Origin of the sequence: Gordonia sp. DT101 (genome assembly GCF_049844895.1) — a bacterium.
Taxonomy (GTDB): Bacteria; Actinomycetota; Actinomycetes; order Mycobacteriales; family Mycobacteriaceae; genus Gordonia.
The window spans coordinates 562,448-581,438 of the sequence record NZ_JBNCLX010000002.1 but is presented as its reverse complement, the minus strand read 5'-3'; the positions used below and the strand labels follow the sequence as shown (position 1 = coordinate 581,438).

General features: G+C 67.4%; 16 protein-coding genes. 7 read left to right on the top strand and 9 right to left on the bottom strand.

Translation table 11 applies throughout. The features are described from left to right. Positions 1–38: 38 nt before the first annotated feature. From ACLQ3I_RS09250 to ACLQ3I_RS09240, 3 genes are all read right to left on the bottom strand, one after another. Entirely contained in the window at positions 39–926 is an 888-nt protein-coding gene (locus tag ACLQ3I_RS09250) for a DUF559 domain-containing protein (RefSeq protein ID WP_425801411.1), read from the bottom strand. 194 nt (positions 927–1,120) lie between these two features. After that, positions 1,121–2,005, bottom strand: coding sequence for an SGNH/GDSL hydrolase family protein (locus ACLQ3I_RS09245; RefSeq protein WP_425801409.1), 885 nt, complete (start codon positions 2,003–2,005; stop codon positions 1,121–1,123). Then, a complete protein-coding gene (locus ACLQ3I_RS09240; protein ID WP_425801406.1) occupies positions 2,002–3,504 on the bottom strand; it encodes a PucR family transcriptional regulator ligand-binding domain-containing protein in 1,503 nt (500 codons plus the stop codon). The genes ACLQ3I_RS09245 and ACLQ3I_RS09240 overlap by 4 nt, the downstream gene beginning before the upstream one ends. 103 nt (positions 3,505–3,607) lie before the next feature. Here ACLQ3I_RS09240 and ACLQ3I_RS09235 point away from each other — a divergent pair, with 103 nt between their 5' ends. The 6 genes from ACLQ3I_RS09235 (at position 3,608) to ACLQ3I_RS09210 (ending at position 11,597) form a co-directional block, all read left to right on the top strand. Continuing rightward, complete coding sequence (locus ACLQ3I_RS09235; protein ID WP_425801404.1) at positions 3,608–5,002, top strand: aminobutyraldehyde dehydrogenase; 1,395 nt, start codon at positions 3,608–3,610, stop codon at positions 5,000–5,002. Positions 5,003–5,012: 10 nt separating this feature from the next. Next, complete coding sequence (gene gabT, locus ACLQ3I_RS09230) at positions 5,013–6,365, top strand: 4-aminobutyrate--2-oxoglutarate transaminase (RefSeq protein ID WP_425792595.1); 1,353 nt, start codon at positions 5,013–5,015, stop codon at positions 6,363–6,365. A gap of 67 nt (positions 6,366–6,432) precedes the next feature. Beyond that, positions 6,433–8,403: a primary-amine oxidase gene (locus ACLQ3I_RS09225; protein WP_425801401.1), complete on the top strand. Its 1,971-nt coding sequence runs from the start codon at positions 6,433–6,435 to the stop codon at positions 8,401–8,403. A gap of 49 nt (positions 8,404–8,452) precedes the next feature. Continuing rightward, on the top strand, positions 8,453–9,922 hold the full coding sequence (locus tag ACLQ3I_RS09220) for an NAD-dependent succinate-semialdehyde dehydrogenase (protein WP_425801398.1): 1,470 nt from the start codon (positions 8,453–8,455) through the stop codon (positions 9,920–9,922). A 76-nt stretch (positions 9,923–9,998) separates the two neighbouring features. After that, the gene (locus tag ACLQ3I_RS09215; RefSeq protein ID WP_425792592.1) at positions 9,999–10,547 is read left to right on the top strand and encodes a YdcF family protein; all 549 of its coding nucleotides are present in this window, start codon (positions 9,999–10,001) and stop codon (positions 10,545–10,547) included. 129 nt (positions 10,548–10,676) lie between these two features. Next, on the top strand, positions 10,677–11,597 hold the full coding sequence (locus ACLQ3I_RS09210) for a type IV toxin-antitoxin system AbiEi family antitoxin (protein ID WP_425801396.1): 921 nt from the start codon (positions 10,677–10,679) through the stop codon (positions 11,595–11,597). An 88-nt stretch (positions 11,598–11,685) separates the two neighbouring features. On the opposite strand, the gene ACLQ3I_RS09205 is transcribed toward ACLQ3I_RS09210, so the two are convergent. Further along, on the bottom strand, positions 11,686–12,849 hold the full coding sequence (locus ACLQ3I_RS09205) for an acyl-CoA dehydrogenase (RefSeq protein WP_425792590.1): 1,164 nt from the start codon (positions 12,847–12,849) through the stop codon (positions 11,686–11,688). Between the two features lie 117 nt (positions 12,850–12,966). After that, positions 12,967–13,725, bottom strand: coding sequence for a TetR family transcriptional regulator (locus tag ACLQ3I_RS09200; RefSeq protein WP_425801394.1), 759 nt, complete (start codon positions 13,723–13,725; stop codon positions 12,967–12,969). Between the two features lie 197 nt (positions 13,726–13,922). On the opposite strand from ACLQ3I_RS09200, the gene ACLQ3I_RS09195 reads away from it, so the two are divergent. Further along, positions 13,923–15,947, top strand: coding sequence for an acyl-CoA dehydrogenase (locus tag ACLQ3I_RS09195; RefSeq protein WP_425792588.1), 2,025 nt, complete (start codon positions 13,923–13,925; stop codon positions 15,945–15,947). Between the two features lie 12 nt (positions 15,948–15,959). On the opposite strand, the gene ACLQ3I_RS09190 is transcribed toward ACLQ3I_RS09195, so the two are convergent. From ACLQ3I_RS09190 to hemB, 4 genes are all read right to left on the bottom strand, one after another. Further along, complete coding sequence (locus ACLQ3I_RS09190) at positions 15,960–16,637, bottom strand: DUF3093 domain-containing protein (protein WP_425801392.1); 678 nt, start codon at positions 16,635–16,637, stop codon at positions 15,960–15,962. A gap of 11 nt (positions 16,638–16,648) precedes the next feature. Further along, the gene (locus ACLQ3I_RS09185; protein ID WP_425801390.1) at positions 16,649–17,065 is read right to left on the bottom strand and encodes a hypothetical protein; all 417 of its coding nucleotides are present in this window, start codon (positions 17,063–17,065) and stop codon (positions 16,649–16,651) included. Continuing rightward, complete coding sequence (locus ACLQ3I_RS09180; protein WP_425792585.1) at positions 17,052–17,816, bottom strand: hypothetical protein; 765 nt, start codon at positions 17,814–17,816, stop codon at positions 17,052–17,054. Before ACLQ3I_RS09180 ends, ACLQ3I_RS09185 begins: the two co-directional genes overlap by 14 nt. Before the next feature lie 137 nt (positions 17,817–17,953). Beyond that, complete coding sequence (hemB, locus tag ACLQ3I_RS09175; protein ID WP_425792584.1) at positions 17,954–18,931, bottom strand: porphobilinogen synthase; 978 nt, start codon at positions 18,929–18,931, stop codon at positions 17,954–17,956. Positions 18,932–18,991: the final 60 nt, after the last annotated feature.

Genomic DNA, 18,991 nt, shown 5'->3' with positions numbered 1-18,991 from the left:
AGCGATATGGATGCGGTGTCAGCGGGTGCTCGTGACAATTATTGATCCGAGACCCCGCTGACGCCGTATTCATGTCGCGATACTCCCCCGGCCAGCTTCTTCACGTGCTCACGCCGGCGAACCAGGTCGAGCACCGTTGCCTCCGCCTGTTCCCACTCATGCACCACCCGTTGGTAACTGAACCGCAGGGTGACGTAGCCGAGGCGGGCCGCCTCCTCGTCCCGCCGACGATCCTTCTCGATCTGTTCCGGTGACCGATCGTGGTACTCCACACTGTCGATCTCGATGATGAGACGGTCGCCGACCAACAGATCCACCCGACCCACGCCGATGATCCGTTGCTGCACCCGCACTCTCATGCCGAGGGCGCGCAGGCGAAATCGGACCATCGTCTCGGTACCCGATTCGGCATTCGCGTCGCACCGGTCGAGGAGGCGACGAATGCGGCGAGGAGCGCCGATGAACACCGCGTCGAGGTCGGACCTTTCCAGCAGGTCCTGATGGAGGATCGAGTCGCAGACGACGACGATGCCCTCCTCGTCCAGGCATTTGAGGGCATGCCGGAGTGCGATCCGGATCTCGTCGACGGCATCGACCTCCCGCTCCGGGGGCGCGTACTGCTTGCAGTAGCGATGCTTACCGGATCGATGTGCCGCCTCACGACCGCGAATGTGCATCTTGCTGGGCCCGGGAGGAATCCAGACCCCGTGGATTTTCAGCGCCGACACACAACTGACCACACCACCGGTGGCCACCGCCGCCGCCACCGACGTGTTCGCCGACCGAGTCGCATACCAGCCGCGCCGCAACAACCTGAGATCGCCGTCCGCGCACGCCCGTCGGAGCCGGCTCTGGGTGACATCGAGGCCTCGTAGCTGCGCCCAGGATGCGACTCCGTACGGAATGTGGAGATCACTCAGGTCCATGGAGTCATCGTGGCGCAGAAAGGCGCACAGAATTCGGCAGCGCCAGGCCGGATGGGTGATCTGTGGATTGTTCTGCGACTGTGGACAAGTGGCAGCCGATATGGATGCGGCACCGGCGGACCGTCGTGACAACTATTGATCCGAGACCCTGCTGACGCCGCATCCATAGTGACGAAGGTGACGACCCACGCCGTCTACCGCAGGGCCGCGGCCAGCTGATCGGCGATCGCCTGCTGCCCCAGCTCGTTCGGATGAGCCGGGGCGGCGCCGGTTGCGCCGGTCTGCGGCTCGATCCACCGCGTACCCACCGGTTCGCAGGCGTCGTGCCCCTCCGACACTCCGGACATGTTGACATAGGTAGCGCCCGCCTGCTCGGCGGCCCTCTGCACCGACCGGTTCAGAACTGCTTGCAGTTCACGGAGATACGGGACGTCGCCGGATGCCACACGCATCGTCGGATAGCAGCCCGTCTGCGCCGGCAGGATCCACGGGTAGCCGACCGCCAGCACCTGCGCGTCCGGCGCCTTCGCCCGCACTGCCTCGAATGCCCTCACCAGCGACGGGTACGTGCGCTCCCGGACGATGTCGATGTACTCCGGGCCGTGCGCTGCGCGACAGGGCGACCCACTCGGATCGGTCGCCGCCACGTCGGAGCACGCGCGGATCGCGGTGGTGTACACCGCGCTGTCGTTGCCGCCGATCATCACCGTCACCACGTCGGGAGTGCCGGTGAGGGCATCCAATTGGGCGGGTACACCGGCATATTGGTCCGTGAAGAAGTCCGCGGTGTCGGCGCCGCTACAGCTGACGTCGTCCAGCCGGTAACCGCGCGCAGCCGCCAGCAGGTGCGCGAAGTTGCGCGACGACCGCAGGCACAGCACGGGTGAATCCTCCACCAGCGGTTGCACTCCCGCGGCAGCGCTGTAGCTGTCGCCGAGGTTGACCTGCCGGGGCGCAGACACCGGCGAGCTGTCGGCAGCGGACATGGAGGTGGACGGCTGCGGCTCGTCGGTGGCCGTCGCGCAACCCCCGAGAACCGATACCACCAGCGCCAGAACGACTGCCGCGGCGCGCCTCATGCGTCCGCCCCCAGCAGCATCAACAGCAGCTCTGCCCGGGTCCGCGCATCGGACAGATCCACCTCCAGCATGTCCTCGATCCGCTCGATCCGGTGACGCAGTGTGTGGCGGTGTACCCCCTGCGCCGCGGCGGCCACGCCCCAGTTGCCGTTCGCCTCCAGGAATGCCAGCAGGCTCGCGCGCAGATCCGTGCCGTGCTGGGCGTCGTGCGCCATCACCGGCGAAAGGCGTTGTGCGGATGCGTCGGCCAGCGCCTGCCGCACCGGATTCATCGTCAGCAGTGACCGGCTGCCGCACAGGTCGACGAGCTGCCCGACGGCCGCCGACCGGCACGCCAGTCGCGCCTGCCGCACCGATTCGCCCACCTCGCCCAGCTCGGCCGCCGGACCGATCCCGCCCGACACCGGTGCGCTGCGATTCATCATGGCCAGCAGGCCGACGGCGAACTCCACGTGATCGTCGCCGCGCAACAGGGCGATCACCTCGACGTCGTCCCGATGGACGAACACCGGTCGCCATCGATGATCGAGTTCGTCGACGAGTCGACGATGCCCCTGCGTGGCGGCCTCGGGGTCGGCGAAAGTGAAGACCGCCGCGCGGACCCGACCGGCCCGGTCCGCTGCGCGCCCGAGGATCCGGTGCAGTCCCGGTCCCGCGGGAGAGCCGTCGACCGCGAGGGCGAGCGCGTCGTCGTGCAGGTCCACGATGTCGCGTGTCACCTGACGCGGTTTGGCATGTTCGATGGCGAGCAGCGAGGTGGCGTGGCCGACCAGCATGCGGGCGACATCGTCGAGGGCCGACGTCCCGACGACCCCGAGATGTCCGTAGGTCCGACCACCCGATCCCACCCGGGCCACCGTGATCGTCGCGTCGTCGGTCATCCACACGGCACCCGCGGACGCGGGATCGCGCACCACCAGATCGCGAATCCGATTGAGGTCGGCAGACGGGATGGTGCGCGGTGCCGTCGCCACCACGGAGTGGCCGGTGTCGAGGAGTACCACGTGCTGGTCGATGGCCTCGGCGAGCTCGCGGACCAGCGCCGTGGAACCGCCGGACGCGGCGGCCCGGGTCATCCGCGGCTGCGCCTTGGTGGCCGTGACCAGCCGGGCCGACCGTTGTGCGGCGATCTGATCGAGCACGGCCCGGGTCACCGCGGAGAACGGGATCGGCAGCGGCACCTCGAATAATGGCAGACCCAGCTCGTCCGCGGTCTCCGTCATGTCCCGGGGCACCTCGGCGAACCCGAAGCCGACACCGAGACCGACCGCCGCGACACCCACCTGGTCCAGACCCGCCAGATACGCACGGCGCCCGGCCACCTCGTCGCCGAGCCGCAGCCCGGTGGTCAGCAGCACCTCCCCGCCCGACAACCACTCACCGGCGTCGGCGAGCTCCGACGACACCGCACAGTCGAGCGAGCGCCCCAGCCCGTCGGCCCCGCCACGCAGCGCCAACTGGAGCCTGCGCTGCGCAAGCAGCCACCGGACGGTCGTCACACAGATCACCCTAGCGACGAATGGACATCATGGAGCGAACTCCGCCCGGGCCTGTACAGAATGTCAGGCCACGTCAGCCCGCGTGGAGGCGAACACTGGACCCATGTCCGTGCTGCAGAACTACATCAACGGCGAGTTCGTGCCGTCAGCCTCCACCGAGACCATCGACATCATCAATCCGGTCGACGAATCCGTCGTCGCCGTGTCTCCGGTCTCCACCGCCGCCGACGTGGACACCGCGATGGCGGCGGCCACCGCGGCCTTCGTCGGCTGGAGCACCACCACCCCGTCCGAGCGCCAAAAGGCGCTGTTGAAGCTCGCCGATGCGATCGAGGCCGGGTCGGACAAGCTCGTCGCCGCCCAGGCCCGCAACACCGGCCAGCCCGAGGAGCAGATCGCCGACGAGGAGGTCACCGTGGGGGCCGACCAGGTGCGGTTCTTCGCGGGTGCCGCACGCACGCTCGAGGGCAAGTCCGCGGGCGAGTACATGTCCGGCCACACCTCGTTCGTCCGACGGGAGCCGGTCGGCGTGATCGGCCAGGTGACGCCGTGGAACTACCCGCTCATGATGGCCATCTGGAAGATCGCGCCCGCCATCGCGGCCGGCAACACCGTGGTACTCAAGCCGTCGGACACCACGCCCGAGTCCACCCTCGCGCTGGCCGAGATCAGTCGGGGCATCCTGCCGCCGGGCGTGCTCAACGTGGTGCTGGGCAACGGCGAGACCGGGGCGGCCGTGGTGGGTCATCCCACCCCGAGGATGGTGTCCATCACCGGCTCGGTGCGGGCCGGGATCGCCGTCGCGGTGTCGGCCGCGCAGCAGCTGAAGACCGCACACCTCGAACTCGGCGGCAAGGCCCCGGCGGTGGTGTTCGCCGACGCCGATCTCGACAAGATCATCGAACCGCTCGCGGCGGCCGCGTTCTTCAACGCAGGCCAGGACTGCACGGCGGTCACCCGCGTCCTGGTGCACGAGTCCATCCACGACAAGGTCGTCGACCTGCTCGTCGAGGAGGCGGAGAAGGCCACCGTCCCACCCCTCAACAACATCGACCACTTCGCCAAGGTCACCGCCATCCTGGATGGGATCCCGCCGCACGCGACGGTCGCCACCGGAGGAAAGCGTAAGGGCGACAAGGGGTTCTTCGTCGAGCCGACGATCATCACCGGCGTTCGGCAGGACGACAAGCTGGTGCAGGAGGAGACCTTCGGACCGGTGATCACGGTTCAGCCGTTCTCCGACGAGGAGCAGGCGGTCGAGATGTCCAATGAGGTGGCCTACGGCCTGGCGGCGAGCGTCTGGACCACCGACCACGGGACGGCCATGCGGATGTCTGCCGCCCTCGACTTCGGATGCGTGTGGGTCAACTGCCACATACCGCTGGTCGCCGAGATGCCGCACGGCGGTTTCAAACATTCCGGCCATGGAAAAGACCTGTCGCTCTACGGTATCGAGGACTACACCCGGGTCAAGCACGTGATGAGCAACGTCGAGTGAGGTGAATGCGATGACCACCATGGCCCATCGGCTGCCGCAGAAGCGACATCTGGTGACCGAACTGCCCGGCCCGCGGTCGAGTGCGCTGACCGTCCGCAGGCGAGCCGCGGTGGCGCCCGCCGTGGGATCGGCCGCCCCGGTGTACGCGGTCGACGCCGACGGTGGCGTGATCATCGACGTCGACGGCAACTCACTCATCGACCTCGGGTCCGGCATCGCGGTGACCACAGTGGGTGCCAGCAACCCGGCGGTGGCCGACGCCGTTGCCGCGCAGGCTCATCGGTTCACCCACACCTGCTTCATGGTCACGCCGTACGAGGGTTACGTCGCGGTGGCGGAGAAACTCAATGAACTCACCCCGGGTGATCACGAGAAGCGCACCGTGCTGTTCAACTCGGGCGCCGAGGCGGTGGAGAACGCCGTCAAGATCGCGCGACTGGCCACCGGTCGCGATGCGGTGGTCGCGTTCGATCACGCCTACCACGGTCGCACCAACCTCACGATGGCCTTGACCGCGAAGACGATGCCGTACAAGCACAATTTCGGTCCGTTCGCCCCCGAGGTCTACCGGATGCCGATGAGCTACCCCTACCGGGACCCCCTCGGCGCCGACGGCGTGGCCGCCGCGAATCGGGCGATCACCATGATGGACAAGCAGATCAGTGCCGACAGTCTGGCCGCGGTGATCGTCGAGCCCATCCAGGGTGAGGGCGGATTCATCGTTCCCGCACCGGGATTCCTGCCCACGCTGGCCCAATGGTGCCGTGCCAACGGGGTGGTGTTCATCGCCGACGAGGTGCAGAGCGGTTTCTGCCGCACCGGCGACTGGTTCGCCTGCGACCACGAAGGGGTGATCCCCGACCTGGTCACAATGGCGAAGGGAGTCGCGGGCGGGATGCCGCTCTCGGCAGTCACCGGACGCGCCGAACTGATGGACGCGGTCCACCCCGGCGGGCTCGGGGGCACGTACGGCGGCAACCCGGTGGCGTGCACCGCCGCACTCGCGGCGATCGACCAGATGACCACGCTCGATCTGCCGGCACGCGCCCGGCAGATCGGTGAACTCATCCTGTCGTCACTGTCGGCGACCGCGGCGTCCCTGGCCGGAGAAGGACGCGACGTGATCGGCGACATCCGCGGCCGGGGTGGCATGGTCGCCATCGAACTGGTCCGCCCCGGCACCACCGAACCCGATCCGGAACTGGCCAAAGCCGCGGCCGCACATGCCCTCTCACGCGGCGTCATCGTGCTCACCTGCGGCACCTTCGGCAACATCCTCCGGCTGCTTCCGCCACTGGCCATCGACGACGAACTACTCGGCGAGGGACTCGACATCATCGCCGAGGCACTCGCCGCCGACTGAACTGCACGGCACCGCCGGACAGCACACGTATCCGACAGACAGCACGCGACGAGCAAGGAGACCGCCCATGACGGACACGGCAGCTCAGGCAACCGATTTCGGGCATCCTCTCGATCCGCTCGACGCCGACGAGTTCCGGGCCGTCACCGCCCTTCTCGCGCGTGAGTACGGCGTGGGCGACGGCTGGCGGATCGCCTCGATCGAGCTCGCCGAACCGACGAAGCCCGAGCTCGCGGCGTACGCGGCCGACGGCACCGTGCCGGCGCGCCGGGCCGTCGTCATCTGCCTGGACTCCGGTCAGAACGCCACCTACAAGTCATTCGTCACCCTCGGCGCGGATTCCGACGCACCCGGAACCGTCGACTCCTTCGACCACCTGCCGGGCGTCCAGGCGAACTTCACCGTCGACGAATTCGAGGAATGCGATCGCGTCCTGCGCGCGCATCCCGATGTGCAGGCGGCACTCGCACGCCGCGGCATCACCGACCTCGACAAGGTCTTCATGGACACCTGGACCTACGGCGGCGCAGTGATCCCCACGGAGTTCGAGGGGCGCCGGCTCGGCTGGTCGGACACCTGGGTCAAGGATGCCGACGGCGCGAATCCGTACGCCAACCCCGTTGCGGGACTGCATTGTGTGATCGACGTGAACACCATGGAGCTGTTGCGCATCGAGGACAGCGGCGGATTCGAGCAGGCCGAGGTGATGGGCGAGTACGTGCCCCGACACATCCCGCAGCGCGTCCGCGACGAGTCCCGACGTCCACCTCTGAAGCCGCTCGAGATCACCCAGCCCGAGGGTCCGTCCTTCACCCTCGAGGGCAACCGGCTGACGTGGCAGAACTGGTCGTTGCGGGTCGGTTTCAACTATCGCGAGGGCATGACGCTGCACACCGTCAGCTATCACGACGCCGGCCGGGAACGCAGTGTTGCACATCGACTCTCGTTCGCCGAGATGATGGTCCCCTACCGCGACCATTGCGAGGACCACTACCGCCGCACCGCATTCGACATCGGCGAGTGGGGCCTCGGCTTCATGACCACCTCGCTCGAGCTGGGCTGCGACTGCCTCGGCGAGATCCGCTACCTCGACGCCGTGCTGCACGACAGCACCGGCGAGCCGTTCACCATCACCAACGCCATCTGCATCCACGAGGAGGACAACGCAGTCCTCTGGAAACACGTCGACCACGACGCCGGCGCCGAGGTCCGGCGGATGCGGCGCCTCACGGTGAGTTCCCATGTCACCGTGGCGAATTACGAGTACCTTATCTACTGGCGGTTCTATCAGGACGGCAACATCGAATGCGAGGTGCGGGCCACCGGCATCATGGTCACCACCCCGATGCCACCGGGGGTGACGTCGAACCCGCACGGCACCACCGTCGACAACCGCACCTACGCACCGTTTCACCAGCATTTCCTGGTCGCCCGGCTCGATCTCGACATCGACGGCACCGACAACACGGTGTTCTCGTCGGAGACCGTCGCCGAGCCGATGGGCCCCGGGAACCCGCTCGGGTTGTCGCTGATCCAGCAGAACATCGCGTTGCGAACCGAATCGGAGGGCATGCAGAACATGAACTTCGCGACGCAGCGGGCGTGGAAGATCGCCAACACCAACGTCACCACGACGCTCGGGCACCATCCCGCCTACAAGCTGGTGCCCACCGGCGCGCTCCCGGCCATGTTCGATCCGGCGTCACCCATCTTCCGGCGCGCCACGGTGATCGGCCACACGCTGTGGGTGACCCCGAATCATCCCGATGAGCGTTGGCCGGCAGGCGAGTTCGTGAATCAGTCGGATCACGACACCGGACTCGGTGAATGGACCAAGGCCGATCGTCCGATTCTCGACACCGACGTCGTGCTCTGGTACACCTTCGGCATCCATCACATCACCCGTCCGGAGGACTGGCCGGTGATGCCGGCCGACACGGTGTCGTTCTGGCTCAAGCCATTCGGCTTCTTCGACCGGAACCCGGCACTCGATGTGGAACCCTCGCCCGGGTCGGGCGCCTGTCACGGCGATGACTGATCCGCGCCGCACACCTGCCCGCAAGCAACTGACAAGGATATGAGATCGAATGAGCAACAATGACGTGATGGACCCACAGGCCGTTCTCGACGGCGTCCCGACCGGACTCTGGATCGGCGGAGCGTCGGTGCCGTCGTCGGCGGGCGGCACATTCGCCGTCTACGACCCCGCTACCGAGGAGGAGCTGGTCTCGGTCGCCGACGCGACGGTCGAGGATGCACGCCTGGCACTCGACAAGGCGGTGGCGGCGGCCGACGACTGGGCGGCCACCGCGCCGCGCGAGCGTGGTGAGATCCTCCGTCGGGCATTCGAGCTGCTCACCGATCGCGCCGACGACCTGGCGCTGCTGATGACGCTGGAGCTCGGCCGGGCGCTGCCCGACAGTGCCGCGGAAACCAAGTACGGCACAGAGTTCCTGCGGTGGTTCGCCGAGGAGGCGGTGCGCATCGACGGCCGGTTCACGCGGTCACCCGCGGGCAACGGGCGCATCCTCGTCTCGCACGCGCCGGTGGGTCCGTGCCTGGCGATCACCCCGTGGAACTTCCCGCTCGCGATGGGCACCCGCAAGATCGCGCCCGCTCTGGCCGCCGGGAACGTCATGCTGGTGAAGCCGGCACACGAGACACCGCTCACGATGCTGGCCCTCGCCGAGGTGTTCGCCGAGGCCGGGCTGCCCGGCGGCGTGTTGTCGGTGCTGCCGACGAGCAGCTCGGGCGATCTGTCGACGGCGATCATCACCGATGATCGGATCCGCAAGATCAGTTTCACCGGCTCCACCCCCGTCGGCCGCAACCTGTTGGGGCAGGCAGCCGAACGCGTGCAGCGCACGTCGATGGAGCTGGGCGGCAACGCACCGTTCCTGGTGTTCGACGACGCCGACATCGACGCCGCAGTCGAGGGGGCGTTCGCCGCGAAGATGCGCAACGGCGGGGAGGCCTGCACCGCGGCCAACCGGTTCCTGGTGCAGGCAGGTGTTGCCGAGGAGTTCACCGCCAAGCTGACCGAGAAGATGTCGGCGGCGCGCCTCGGCCCCGGCTACGACTCCGGAATCACGCTCGGGCCGCTGGTCAGCGCCAAACAGCGGGACAAGGTCGCCGAGGCCGTCGACGGCGCCATCGGCGACGGCGCACGAGTCCGGTTGGGCGGCAAGGTGCCCGAGGGCAAGGGATTCTTCTATCCGGCGACGGTGCTCGATCAGGTCGACGCGTATGCCCCGGTGACACGGGGCGAGATCTTCGGTCCGGTGGCCGTGATCAGCACCTTCGAGTCCGAGTCCGACGCTGTGAAGGCCGCCAATTCCACCGAATACGGACTCGCCTCGTATTTCTACAGCCGCGACCTCGATCGCTGCATGCGTGTCGCGGAAGCTCTCGATTCCGGCATGGTGGGCGTCAACAGGGGCGTGATCTCCGATCCCGCCGCGCCGTTCGGCGGCGTCAAGCAATCGGGCATCGGGCGCGAGGGCGGCAGTGAGGGCATCGAGGAGTACCTGTCGGTGAAATACATCGCCCTGACCTGAGGTCAGGGCGCTATTCGCTGGACGTCGGCTGTGTCGTACGGATGCGACTTCCGGCGATGTCCGTACACTCGTGCACATGCGTGTCAGGGTCACCGCCATTCTCGTATCACTCGTCGCCGCACTGGGCCTCACGGTCGCCGCGCCCGCGCAGGCCGCGCCGGGTCCCGGTAGTTCCGACCTGCTGTCGCCGAACAGCCTGTTCCTCTGGCAGAGCCCGCCGACGCGCTACATCGTCGTGCTCGGCGCCAAGATGGGGACCTTCGGACAGACGCCCGGGATCTTGGAGCAGCGGATGAATGTCGCGGCCGGACTTGCCCGGTCGCACCCGTTCAATCGCATGGTCGTCTCCGGGGGAAACACCTGGTGGCTACCGGTGTCGGAGGCGCAGTTCATGAACGTGGGCCTGCTGAAGCGTGGTGTGCCGATCTGGCAGATGGTCAACGAGGGTGCGTCCACCAGCACGGTCCAGAACGCGAGCAACACGGTTGGCATGCTCAAGGCGATGGGCGCCTCGGGCGCACTGATCGTGACCAACGGTTTCCACATGCCGCGCGCCATGAAGGACTTCCGCGACGCGGCCGCGAAGGCGCACGTTCGTCTCGACTTCCGTCCGGCCTACGCCTGACCGCTACCAGGAACCGCACCTCTCGCGACAGACCTTTGGCGCGCGAAAGGTCGTTTGCGAGAAGTGCGGTCTCTGCGTCGCGTGCGCCGCTGATGCAACCGGCGGCCGGTCCGGTGCGTCTGATATCGCATGGACGGTTTCGCATCGCTGCAGGGCGCGGCCACCCGCGCTGAACTGATCTCCGCCGGCTATGCCGACCACGAGCTCCGGGCGGCGGTCCGGACCGGCGTATTGACTGCGCTCGCGGCCGGGGTGGTCATCCCCGCAGAGTTGCTCGACGGTACCCCCGAGCAACAGCATCGCGAGCTCGCACTGGCACGGGCCCGCGGCACGGCGACGCCCGGCCGTGCGCTCGCCGACGCGTCTGCGGCCGCGGTGCTCGGGCTCCCGGTGTGGGGCCTCGACACCAACCGCGTCGCCATGGTCCAGAGCGGCACCAAGTCGCGGTCGAGATCGACCGGCGTCCTGCGTGTGGTGTCGGATCGGCGTCCCGCCGCCACGGTCATGGTCGACGGCGTTCCGGTGCTCGCACCCGCACGGGTCGTCGTCGACATCGCCCGCCATTCGCCACGGATTCCTGCGATCGCACTCGGAGATGCGGCGCTGCATGACGAGTTGTGCAGCCCGGACGACCTGGCGAACGAACTCGACCTGATCACCGGAATGACCGGTGCGGCCCGTGCCAGACGGGTCATCGGTGAACTCGACGGCGTGGCCGAATCGGTTCTGGAATCGCGCAGTCGCATCGAAATCCTCGACGCCGGACTACCCGCACCCGAACTCCAGGTGGACCTCTACGACGCGTGGGGCAATTGGGTCGCGCGGGTGGACTTCTACTGGCCCCGGCATCGGGTCGTCGGCGAGAGCGACGGGAAGTCGAAGTACTCGGGCGCAGACGGCGACGACCGTCTGCGCTACGAGAAGGGACGCACCGATGCGCTCGTCGAGATCGGCAACCGCGTGATCCATTGGGGCTGGGACGATGTCGATCAGCGTGCGCGCCTGATCGCACGACTCACGACGATGCTGTCGGTGTCGAAGGCTTCGTGACGAGACAAAGAAACCTCACCTGGCGCCAGGGACCTTCCGCGTGCCGGCGGTCTGTGGCGACAGGTGAGGTTTCCGGTGTCTGGAAGGATCAGCGCAGCAGCGCGCGACTCATGACGACGCGCTGGATCTGGTTGGTGCCCTCGTAGATCTGGGTGATCTTGGCGTCGCGCATCATCCGCTCGACGGGGAAGTCGCGGGTGTAGCCTGCGCCGCCGAAGAGCTGCACGGCGTCGGTGGTGACCTCCATCGCGACATCGGAGGCGAAGCACTTGGACGCCGCGGAGATGAACCCGAGGTTCTTCTCACCACGCTCGGCGCGAGCGGCCGACGTGTAGACCATCAGACGGGCCGCCTCGACCTTCATCGCCATGTCGGCGATCATGAACTCGACGCCCTGGAACTTGCTGATCGACTGACCGAACTGCTTGCGGTCCTTCACGTATTCGATGGCCTTGTCGAGCGCACCCTGCGCGATGCCGACGGCCTGCGCGCCGATGGTCGGGCGGGTGTGGTCGAGGGTCTGCAGCGCGGTCTTGAAGCCGGTGCCCTCATCGCCGACGATGCGGTCCTCGGGAATGGTGCAATCCTCGAAGTAGAGTTCCGCGGTCGGCGAACCCTTGATGCCCAGCTTCTTCTCCAGCGGTCCGACGGTGAAGCCGGGATCGTCCTTGTGCACCATGAACGACGAGATGCCGCTGGCGCCCTTTTCCGGGTCGGTCACGGCCATCACCGTGTACCAGCTCGACTTGCCACCGTTGGTGATCCAGCACTTGGAGCCGTTGAGCACCCAGCTGCTGCCGTCCTTGCGGGCGCGGGTCTTCATGGATCCCGCATCGGAGCCGGCCTCACGCTCGGAGAGCGCATAGGACGCCATCGCCTCACCGGACGCGATGGACGGCAGCACCTGCTTCTTCAGTTCGTCGGAGCCGTTGAGGATCAGCCCCATGGTGCCGAGCTTGTTGACGGCCGGGATCAGCGACGACGACGCACACACGCGCGCGACCTCTTCGATGACGATGCAGGCGGCGACGGAGTCGGCACCCTGACCGTCGTACTCCTCTGGCACATGGATCGCGTTGAACCCGGACGCGACGAGTGCGTCGAGGGCCTCCTGCGGGAACCGCGAGTTCTCATCGACGTCCGCGGCGTGCGGTTCGATCTCCTTCTCGGACAAGGCACGGATCGCCTCGCGCAGCGCCACGTGCTCCTCGGGCAATTCGAAGACGTTGAATTCCGGGTTACCGAATCCCATGATCACTCCCTTACGAGTCTGTGCACTTGTGCATGACGATGACACTGCGTGCCATCAGATGTGTCCAGGCTAACGCACTGCGGCACTCAGTGCCAACCACGTTCACCGCACTCTCGTTCATTGTCCGCGATGTGGCTGCTGCGCACGCAGTTGTTCGCCGACCTGCCGGGCAATCTCGGCCGGCGACGTCCCGGACGGGTAGGTGACCACCGACACCACGGCCCCTGCCCCTGCCCCGGCCCCCGCCCCTGCCCCAGCCCCTGCCTCAGCTGATCCGGATTCCTCCGCCGGCGCGGACGCGGCGAAGCTTGCGCGCACCCGTCCGAGTTCGGCGCGCAACCGTTCCATCGTGGCGTCGGCGTCGCCGCGGATCATGGATCGCAGGAGAAAGTTGTGCGCGCCGGTGATCGCCGCGGCGTACGCGACCACACGCACCGGCGACTCCCCCCGCAACCGGGCACGCAGGAAATCTTCGAAGAGCCGTTGATATCGATAGGTCGTGACCAGTTCGCGGTCGCGGAGTGCGGGCACCTCCTGCACCACCCGGAACCGTCGTACGGCCAGCTCTCGAGTGTCCCGGAAGTGCGCGAACACCTGTTCGGCGGCCGAGCACACCACCACCCACGGATCGCCGTCGGCGGCCTCGAGATGTGCGGCGACCTGCGCCAGGAGCGCTTCGTGGTCGGCGAAGATGACATCTTCCTTGGCGCCGAACTGCCGGAAGAAGGTGCGCCTCGAGATGCCGGCGGCCACGGCGATCTGCTCCACCGTCGTCGATTCGTAGCCCTGCTCGGAGAACAACCGGATCGACTCGGCGACCACGTGGACACGAAAGTTCGCCGGATCGGGGGTGATCGCATCCGTTGCCATCGACATGGGTTCAGTATCGCCGACGCGCACACCCTCCCGCTGCCGGTCGCACCTTCCATCTCTGGCCGCCCCTTCCCTTTCTGGCCACCCGGCGATCCGTGAGCCGGAACGCGAAGGGTGCGGCCAGAAACACAGAACGCACCTCGGGTAGCAGCCGCCACAAACCCCTCAACTCGCGTCGGTCCGGTACGTAACGTGGAGACATGGCGACATCCACCGAGAGCCCTGCCACCCCGCCCGCCGACGTCACCGACGACCCCGAGGCTGTCACGCCGCCCACCGACGACCTGACGGCCGACGAGCGTGCGCTGCTGGTCGACAACCTCCGGTACGTCCTCGACGGACGGTGGCGCGCCACCCGCGACCTGGTCCGCGAGAGCGCCGACCGTTCCGACCTCCTCCCCGACCCGTCCCGCACTCTCGACGAGGCCCGTGCGCGCATCCTCGCGGAAATGCGCGAACTGGCGCAGAACGGTTTCGCCGCAGCCGGTTTCGCGTCCGACCACGGCGGGACCGGCGACGTCGGGGCGTCCATCACGGCCATCGAGATGCTCGGGTACGCGGACCTGTCGCTGATGGTCAAGGCCGGCGTCCAGTGGGGACTGTTCGGCGGTGCCGTCGAGAACCTGGGCACGGCGCGTCACCATGATCGGTACGTCACCGACATCATCAACCTGGATCTGCTCGGCTGTTTCGCGATGACCGAGACCGGCCACGGGTCCAATGTGCAGGCGCTGGAGACGACCGCGACCTACGACTCGGCGACCGAGGAGTTCGTCATCCACTCGCCGACGCCGTCGGCGCGCAAGGACTACATCGGCGGCGCCGCCGAGCACGCTCAGGTGGCCGCGGTGTTCGCTCAGCTCATCACCGGCGGTCCGGGCGAGGAACCGTCGGGCCGCGGTGTGCACTGCTTTGTGGTGCCGATCCGCGACGAGAACGGCGACCTGCCGGGTGTGACCACCAGTGACTGCGGATACAAGGGCGGACTCGCCGGCGTGGACAACGGCCGGATCATGTTCGACCAGGTGCGCATCCCCGCGGAGAACCTCCTCAACCGTTACGCCGACGTGGAGGCCGACGGCACATACACGTCACCCATCGAGAATCCGAACCGCCGCTTCTTCACCATGCTCGGCACGTTGATCCGGGGCCGGGTGAGCGTGGCCGCCACCGCCGGCGCAGCAGGCCGCAAGGCCCTGACGCTGGCGACGCGATACGGGTTGGTACGCAAGCAGTTCGAGGCTCCCGAGGGAACTGATGAAATCGTCGTGATGGACTATCTGGCGCATCAGCGGAAGTTGCTGCCCCTCATCGCGAAGTCGTATGCGGTCGCCTGCGCGCAGAACGAGCTCACGTCCGAGCTCCACGAGGTGCAGTCCGGCGCGGCGGACGATTCGGATGCCGGCCGTCAGCGACAGCTGGAGAGTGATGCCGCCGGACTCAAGGCGTACGCCACCTGGCACGCGTCACACACCATCAACGAGTGCCGCGAGGCATGCGGCGGCGCAGGCTATCTCGACGAGAACCAGCTCTCGATCATGCGGGGCGACATCGACGTCTTCACCACCTTCGAGGGCGATAACACGGTCCTGACCCAGCTCGTCGGCAAAGAACTACTGTCCGCCTATGCCGAAGACGTGCAGGGTCTCTCGACGGCCGGGTGGGTCCGGTTCGTCGTGGGGATGGCACGCGACGTGGTGGTCGAGAAGACCGCCGCGCGGCAGGTGGTGCAGACCTTGCTCGAGGGCTCCGACGAGGACACCGAGAAGTCGAACCTGACGAACCGCGGCACCCAGATCCGACTTCTGCGCAACCGGGAGGATCACCTGATCCGCACCTGTGCGCAGCGTCTGCGCGTCGCCCTCGACGACGGCAACGATGCGTTCAAAGTCTTCAACAACGCCCAGGACCACCTGCTCAAGGTCGGGCGGGCCCGGACCGAACGCGTCGTGCTCGAGGCATTCATCCAGGCCATCAACGACTGCGATTCACGCTCGGCGGCAGAGGTTCTGGGCAAGGTGTGCGATCTGTTCGTGTACTCGGCCATCGAGGAGGACATGTCGTGGTTCCTGATGCACCGGCACATCTCGGTGGAGCGCGCCAAGGCCATCCGTCGCGGCGTCAACGAATTGTGCACGGAGCTGCGGCCGCACGCGCGGAGCCTCGTCGACGCCTTCGGTGTGCCGGAGGAACTGCTCGGCGCCGCCATGCTGGCGAACGGCTGAGGTAGACCGGGCTCAGCTGTCGTCGCGTTTACCGCGCGGCGGCAGCCCCATCTGCGCGGCCTGGTGCGCGACGGTCAGCTCGTCGCGGAACCGCCCGACGTTGCGGGCCCACGCCTGGGCGAGCCCGCCGTCGGCGAGCTTCACGCCCACCCCCTTGCGGCGGCGGGGCACGGCGGGGAGTTCTCCCAGAGCCCGTGCACTCTCCCACGTCTGGTGCTCGGGGCCGTTGTTCTCCGGATAGATCTTCGCGATGTCGGTCAGCAGCAGCTTTCGCGTGCCCTGCTGCAAGGTCGCCTCGGTGAGTCGAACGCTGACATGGGTGCGGGCCGCGTGGACCTGCACGAGAGAGAAGCCGACCAGGATCACCGCGAAGATCATCATCACCGGCCAGTGGACCTGGCCGGGCCCGGCGATCTCCATCGCGAGTACTGCGCCGATCAGGATCGGGCCGATCGACACCACCCACCAGCTGCCACCGGGTTCGTAGAAGAGGACCTCGCCCTCGTCGATCGGCTCTGTGGGTTCAGGTGCGGCGAGCGAGTCGTCGGCGGCGGGTTCGTCTGACACGTCGGCCACGGTGTCGTCGGCCATGGCTTCATCCGTGGCGCGAGACTCATCAGCGGCTGTGTCCGCGTCGTCGGGGATGTCGTTCGCCTCATCGTCGGGGTGCGACTCGTCTGGTTCGGTCACGTCAGGGCGGCTCACTTCTTGCTGGGCTTCGGCGGATTGGAGGTGGCGTACCAGGCCTCGGATTCCGGGCGGTAGGCCAACAGAGAGCCGAACAGACCGACCAGCGCCGCCACCAACGCGAACGCCAGGATCGGGAGTCCGAAGCTGACGATCAGCAACATGATGACCACCACCAGCGTCAATGCGGAGAGCGATGACCGCCATCGGGCATCACCGACGAAGGCCTTGCTCCCGATGAGGAAGTAGCAGACACCGATGATGGCCACGATGATGCCGACACCGATGGGCAGCAGGGTCGGACCCGACGAGACGATGCCCAGCACGATGAACAGCACTCCGAGCGCTACGAGAAGGCCACCCGACACCGTCCAGCACCGATAAGCCCAGACGACGAGATTCGGTCGTTCGGCGGGATCAGGACTCACCACGTGATTCGTTTCCTTCGTTCGGCTGCGGAGTGGGCTGGGTCTCCGGAGGAGATTGCTGCCCGCCACCATACGGCCACGATTGCGGCGTCGCGCCCTGATGATCTCCCGGCCCCGGCGGCCACTGTGACCCACCTGTGGGAGGCCCCTGCTGGTGGTGAGGCTGCTGTGGATGGTGGGGGTACGGCGAGTATTGGGGATGCTGCGAGTACTGGGGGTGCTGCGGATATTGCGGGTGCTGCGGCGGGCGCTTTCGGTGATCGGCCATCTCACGGCAGTACTGCTCGGACTCCCGACGGAGCAGGAGTACCGACGCGCCGACGCCCGCGACCCCGCTGATGATCATCGGGATCATCACCCATCGCGGCGCGACGTCGCCGAACAGGCTGAACACCAGATTGACCATGATGAACACGCCCATCGCCGCCACGATCATGCGCGCCCAGTTGTAGCCGTTGCGGGCCAACAGGACCAGGCCGGCGGACACGACCGTCAGCGCCACTCCGAAGATCGCGAGCACGACGATGAGGGTTCCGCTCGATGTGAGCAGGTCAACCTGCTCACGCGGGGTGTCGGCGGGCAGGGTGCGGATCTGCCGGTCCCACGCGTCACGCAGTGACGGGTACTGACCGATGAACGCGACGATCTGACCGATGATCACCACCGCCCACAACTCGGTGGCGATGGACATGGCGTCCGGGCGATCGGGACGTGCGCCCTGATCGGGTGGCGCCGGTTGGGTCGGTGCGGTCATGGCTCCAGGGTAATGAATGGCCGAACGTGTTCACCACGTCGTCGAGCCGGGACTCCGGGACTCCGGGACGAGATCGACTCGGTGTCTATGCCAACCGACTCGCGACCTCGGTCGCCCACCGGCCAGACCGGACAGGCCTATGCCAACCGACTCGCGACCTCGGTCGCCCAATACGTGAGGATGATCGAGGCGCCGGCGCGCTTGATGGAGGTCAGCGATTCGAGGATGGCCCCGTCGCGGTCGATCCAGCCGCGCTCGGCGGCCGCGGTGATCATCGCGTACTCGCCGCTGATCTGATATGCCGCCACCGGGACGTCGGCGATCTCGGCGGCATCCCGGACGATGTCGAGGTAGCTCATAGCGGGTTTGACCATCACGAGGTCGGCGCCCTCCTCGAGGTCGAGACGGATCTCGCGCAGCGCCTCGATCCGATTCGACGCGTCCTGCTGGTAGGTCCGGCGGTCGCCTTCCAGGGACGACCCGACGGCCTCGCGGAACGGACCGTAGAAGGCCGATGCGTACTTGGCGGCGTAGGCCAGGATGCCGGTGTCCGTGAGCCCCTCGGCGTCGAGACCGGCGCGGATCGCGGCGACCTGACCGTCCATCATGCCGCTCGGGCCGAGCAGGTGGGCACCGGCGCGCGCCTGTGCCAGCGACATGGACACGTACCGGTCCAGGGTGGCGTCGTTGTCGACCCGCCCCCGGTCGTCGATGACCCCGCAGTGCCCGTGATCGGTGAACTCGTCGAGGCAGGTGTCGGCCATCAGCACGGTCGAGTCGCCGAGATCGTCCGACAACGTCCGCAATGCGCGGTTGAGCACGCCGTCCGGATCATCGGCGCCCGATCCGACGGCGTCCTTGTCGTCGGGGGCCGGGACACCGAACAACATCAGCCCGCCGACTCCGGCCCGGATCGCCTCGTCGGCGGCCTTGCGCAGCGAGTCGGGCGTGTGCTGGACGACACCGGGCATCGACGATATCTCGCGCGGTTCGTCGATGCCGTCGGCGACGAACATCGGTAGGACCAGATCCTGAGGCGCGACGACGGTCTCGGCCACCAGGCGCCGCAGCGCCGGAGTGGATCGCAGTCGGCGGGGACGGATCACTGGTGCCATGGACGCATTCTCCTTTGCTTGCGAGCCCTTCGAGACGCTTCGCTCCTCAGGGAACGAGGA

Excerpts from the sequence above, each read along its gene's own strand:
- ACLQ3I_RS09250 (WP_425801411.1), bottom strand. The coding sequence starts at position 926 with ATGGACCTGAGTGATCTCCACATTCCGTACGGAGTCGCATCCTGGGCG.
- ACLQ3I_RS09245 (WP_425801409.1), bottom strand. The coding sequence starts at position 2,005 with ATGAGGCGCGCCGCGGCAGTCGTTCTGGCGCTGGTGGTATCGGTTCTC.
- ACLQ3I_RS09235 (WP_425801404.1), top strand. The coding sequence starts at position 3,608 with ATGTCCGTGCTGCAGAACTACATCAACGGCGAGTTCGTGCCGTCAGCC.
- gabT (WP_425792595.1), top strand. The coding sequence starts at position 5,013 with ATGACCACCATGGCCCATCGGCTGCCGCAGAAGCGACATCTGGTGACC.
- ACLQ3I_RS09225 (WP_425801401.1), top strand. The coding sequence starts at position 6,433 with ATGACGGACACGGCAGCTCAGGCAACCGATTTCGGGCATCCTCTCGAT.
- ACLQ3I_RS09220 (WP_425801398.1), top strand. The coding sequence starts at position 8,453 with ATGAGCAACAATGACGTGATGGACCCACAGGCCGTTCTCGACGGCGTC.
- ACLQ3I_RS09215 (WP_425792592.1), top strand. The coding sequence starts at position 9,999 with ATGCGTGTCAGGGTCACCGCCATTCTCGTATCACTCGTCGCCGCACTG.
- ACLQ3I_RS09210 (WP_425801396.1), top strand. The coding sequence starts at position 10,677 with ATGGACGGTTTCGCATCGCTGCAGGGCGCGGCCACCCGCGCTGAACTG.
- ACLQ3I_RS09205 (WP_425792590.1), bottom strand. The coding sequence starts at position 12,849 with ATGGGATTCGGTAACCCGGAATTCAACGTCTTCGAATTGCCCGAGGAG.
- ACLQ3I_RS09200 (WP_425801394.1), bottom strand. The coding sequence starts at position 13,725 with ATGTCGATGGCAACGGATGCGATCACCCCCGATCCGGCGAACTTTCGT.
- ACLQ3I_RS09195 (WP_425792588.1), top strand. The coding sequence starts at position 13,923 with ATGGCGACATCCACCGAGAGCCCTGCCACCCCGCCCGCCGACGTCACC.
- ACLQ3I_RS09180 (WP_425792585.1), bottom strand. The coding sequence starts at position 17,816 with ATGACCGCACCGACCCAACCGGCGCCACCCGATCAGGGCGCACGTCCC.
- hemB (WP_425792584.1), bottom strand. The coding sequence starts at position 18,931 with ATGGCACCAGTGATCCGTCCCCGCCGACTGCGATCCACTCCGGCGCTG.